The sequence below is a fragment of the Limosilactobacillus gastricus PS3 genome (assembly GCF_000247775.1).
GTDB lineage: Bacteria > Bacillota > Bacilli > Lactobacillales > Lactobacillaceae > Limosilactobacillus > Limosilactobacillus gastricus_A.
Genome location: NZ_AICN01000010.1, coordinates 1 through 3934 on the forward strand (window position 1 = coordinate 1; position 3934 = coordinate 3934).

Below are 3934 nucleotides of genomic sequence, written 5' to 3' on the forward strand. Positions count from 1 at the left end.
AAATAATTTAAGCCCATGGCGTCTTTAACTTCATCCAGGGTTTGATTGGCTACTTCATTAGCCTTTTGACATCCTTGAGCTAACATGTCATAAACGGCCGGAATATCTTTGGCAAACTCGAGCCGGCGTTGACGAATCGGGGTAAAGTGTTCGTTTAAAACGTTAAATAAATAACGTTTAATTTTAACATCACCCAGGCCACCATGCTGGTATTGGTCCTTTAATTCTTGAACCTTTGCCTGATCTTCATCAAAAATATCAAGGTAAGTAAAGACGACGTTGCCTTCGACTTGGCCAGGATCTTCAACGTGAATATGATTTGGGTCCGTATACATGGACATGACCTTTTTTTGCAGGGTGTCTTCATCATCAGATAAGTAAATAGCATTCCCCAAGGACTTACTCATCTTAGCATTACCATCCAAGCCTGGGATGCGTCCTTGACCCTTTGGTGGGAAGACTCCTTGTGGCTCCACTAAGACTTCTCCGTAGATCCGGTTAAAGGAGCGGACGATTTCACGGGCTTGTTCCAACATGGGTTCTTGATCATCACCAACAGGTACGACAGAAGCCTTAAAAGCGGTGATATCCGCAGTTTGACTAACCGGGTAAGTGAAGAATCCGGCGGGAATCGATTGATTAAAGCCCTTTTGTTGAATTTCCGATTTGACGGTCGGGTTTCGTTGCAGGCGAGCGACTGTAACGAGGTTTAAGTAATAAAGATTCAGCTCGGATAGAGCGGGAATCTGGGATTGCACAAAAATAGTAGATTTAGCAGGGTCTAAACCGACAGCTAAATAATCTAGGGCCACTTCCGTCAGACTCCGCCGGATTTTTTCGGGGTCACGGGCATTGTCGGTTAAAGCTTGTTGGTCAGCGATCATGATGAAGGGGTCGTATTCACCGGAATTTTGCATCCGAACGCGTTCTCGTAATGAGCCGACATAGTGACCAATATGGAGTTTGCCAGTTGGCCGGTCACCAGTTAAAACAATTTCTTTGTTAGTCATAATTATGTTCCTTTCCAAATAAAAAGTCCTATTTCCAATCTGGAAATAGGACGAGTTACCGCGGTGCCACCTATTTTATGAGATTCAATCTCATCGCTTATTGTAGTTATTTAATTCTTGTCCAATGGTCCACTTCGTTTTAACGTCGATCCTTTCAGTCGAGAGATCGTTCCTGTTGGGGTTAAAACTACTCACCCATTGATTAATATCATTATAGTGGATTTGCGGGAACTAGAAATCATTAATTTTGCACTTTAGCTAAAGTGTAATTTTTCTTACCGCGCCGAACCACGACATATTTGCCATCAAACTTGGCGCTTGGGTCCACCAAGGCTTCTAGATCGGTGACTTTTTCACCATTAATGCGAATGGCTCCGTTTTGGACATCTTCACGGGCTTGGCGCTTTGATGGTTCAATCCCGTATTCAACGAGCCAGTCAACGATGTTTTGTGGGCTGGCAGGCACATCAACGGATGGTGTCCCGTTAAAGGCTTGTTCCAATTCGGTGGTGGTTAAGGCTTGGATGTCACCACTGAAGAGAATTTGGGAAATCTTTTCAGCTTCGGCAGTAGCGGCTTCCCCGTGAACGAAATTAGTGACTTCTTGGGCTAAGCGGCGTTGGGCTTCACGTTTCCAAGGTTCTGTTTCGACCTTTTGAGCCAAGTCATTAATCTCTGCTTGACTTAAGAAAGTGAAGTACTTCAAGTACTTAACGACATCACGATCATCTTGATTTAACCAGAATTGGTAGAATTCGTATGGCGAAGTCTTCTCAGGGTCTAACCAGATCGCTCCACCAGCGGTCTTACCAAATTTCGTTCCATCGGCTTTGACCATCAAAGGAATCGTTAGTCCGTAAGCTTGGGCTTCAGGACCTTCAATTTTATGAATTAAGTCAATTCCAGAAGTGATGTTTCCCCATTGGTCCGAGCCACCAATTTGTAGTTGGACATCGTTGTTTTGATGGAGGTGTAGGTAGTCAACTGCTTGTAAGATTTGGTAAGTAAATTCAGTGTAAGAAATCCCATTTTCTAAACGGCTGGCCACGACTTCTTTGTTTAACATGGTGTTGAGATTGAATAGTTTCCCATAGTCACGTAAAAATTCAATCAAATTCATTTGGCTCAGCCAATCGTAGTTGTTAACGATTGTGAAGTTCTCCTCACCAAATAAGCGTTTCATTTGGTTGGTGAGGGCTTCTTCATTATGGTGAATGGTGTCCATAGAAACGATGTCACGTTCGGTGTTCCGCCCAGATGGATCACCAATCGCCCCGGTTCCACCCCCGATGATGATGACCGGATGGTGACCAGCTAATTGGAATCGTTTCAGCATCATGAAAGGAATTAAGTGGCCGATGTGAAGACTATCCCCCGTAGGATCAGTTCCACAGTAAAGTGAAATTTGCTTTTCTTCGGTTAATTTCCGTAATCCTTCCTCGTCAGTGGTTTGGTTAATGGCCCCACGCCATTTTAATTCATCGACAATGTTCATGTGTTCCTCCTAAATTGGTGGTCAAAAAAACGTCCCTGGTCAAGCCAGGGACGAATTATCGTGGTACCACCCATGTTCGCATGTAGATCATGCCTCATTGATTGTTTTTGATTGTCAGAATTTAAGGTGTAATTCGAAGGGAAGTTTGTGCTGATTTGCAGCGAACATCAGCTCTCTATAACAGGGAAACCACTTCTACTAGAACTTAAACTATATAGATATTAAACACTGTTTGAAGAGTGGCGTCAAGAAGGATGATTAGTAAATGGAATTAAAATCACTTAATTTATAGATTGATTTAATCATGATATCATTACCATTTCTCTTTATCATTAGCTAATTCATGTGTATCTATATTATTAAAAGAATGGTACAATATCGTTATAATATTGTTTGAGGTGAGTGAATGAGTTTTATCATAACTGTCATTTCTTCGGTTGTAGTAGCATATATAACGTCAATATTAACAGGAAGAAGAGAAAAAAATAAGGGAGCGCTCGAACATAAGTATCGGTTGAGAGAGAACATAGTTAATAAGTTAATCGAGTTAATTTCAGATGGTGGAGAAACAAATGAGAAATCTCGGGCTGTTTTAACTAAAGTTCTAATAAATGATAATGACTTAGACGGTACAGAAAAAGTTTTAAGTGATGAGATGGCAATAAGTGATGATAATCAAAGCCTAACTTTACCAAAAATAGTCAGAATAGCATTAGCATCTTTGCTCGCACCAATAATAATTTTTATTGATTTTATTTTAATATCTAATGATTTTTGGAATCATATTTTGAGATTGATTCGAACTATAACTGGAATAAGTAATGGCACCATTTTTGCTTTTTATAATTTTTACATTAGTATGTTTTTTACAGTGTTATTGTTCATTTTTGGAACAGAATACGCTATGATGACATATGATGAATTTAAAGCTTTAGTGAAAAGGAATAAGGCTATTCCCATTAGTTTTATAATGGTTATAATTCAATTCGTTATTATTCCCGTGCTATTACATATAACATATCCGGAGATTGAAAGTGGGAAATATACTTTTGTTAGCACTTTACCGTTTTTGTTTGTCATCTTATTCACAATTTTTGGGGCAATATACTTAGTTTATATTGGATCTGATTCCATGTTTAATTCCATGAGTAAATTCCATCGCAATCATTTTTAAAGGGTTTAAATATAACGTTACTAAACAATGTAGTTATTTTTCTGATAAAGGTGATGGATTTGATTGTAGGGTGTTTATATTATTAGTTGTCTCAGACAATAACTTAGGTTTTGGAACAATTTCAGTATTAAATAAAGCAAGTGGATATTCAGATGGATATGTAACCCATGAAAAATTGGCGTTGTCTGGAGATTTTAGACCGAAAGTAAAACTTATTAGTTGGCCAAAAAAGAATCAGTTAAGAGAACCCATAAA

Annotated in this window: 4 protein-coding genes; 2 read left to right on the forward strand and 2 right to left on the reverse strand. The window is 39.2% G+C overall.

Going from position 1 to position 3934, the window contains the following annotated elements; genetic code table 11:
• Positions 1-1010, reverse strand: a 1010-nt coding sequence (gene trpS / locus PS3_RS00835) for a tryptophan--tRNA ligase (RefSeq protein WP_040467828.1), incomplete at its 3' end; no start/stop codon positions are given.
• 241 nt (positions 1011-1251) lie between these two features.
• Positions 1252-2505 (reverse strand): tyrosine--tRNA ligase, encoded by a 1254-nt coding sequence (tyrS, locus tag PS3_RS00840; protein WP_007121703.1) that lies wholly within the window; start codon positions 2503-2505, stop codon positions 1252-1254.
• A gap of 406 nt (positions 2506-2911) precedes the next feature.
• On the opposite strand from tyrS, the gene PS3_RS00845 reads away from it, so the two are divergent.
• On the forward strand, positions 2912-3679 hold the full coding sequence (locus tag PS3_RS00845) for a hypothetical protein (protein WP_040467829.1): 768 nt from the start codon (positions 2912-2914) through the stop codon (positions 3677-3679).
• Positions 3680-3749: 70 nt separating this feature from the next.
• On the forward strand, positions 3750-3934 hold a 185-nt coding region (locus tag PS3_RS10560), incomplete at its 3' end, for a hypothetical protein (RefSeq protein WP_235719972.1).

Coding starts and splice junctions, on each gene's coding strand:
- tyrS (WP_007121703.1), bottom strand. CDS start 2,505: ATGAACATTGTCGATGAATTAAAATGGCGTGGGGCCATTAACCAAACC.
- PS3_RS00845 (WP_040467829.1), top strand. CDS start 2,912: ATGAGTTTTATCATAACTGTCATTTCTTCGGTTGTAGTAGCATATATA.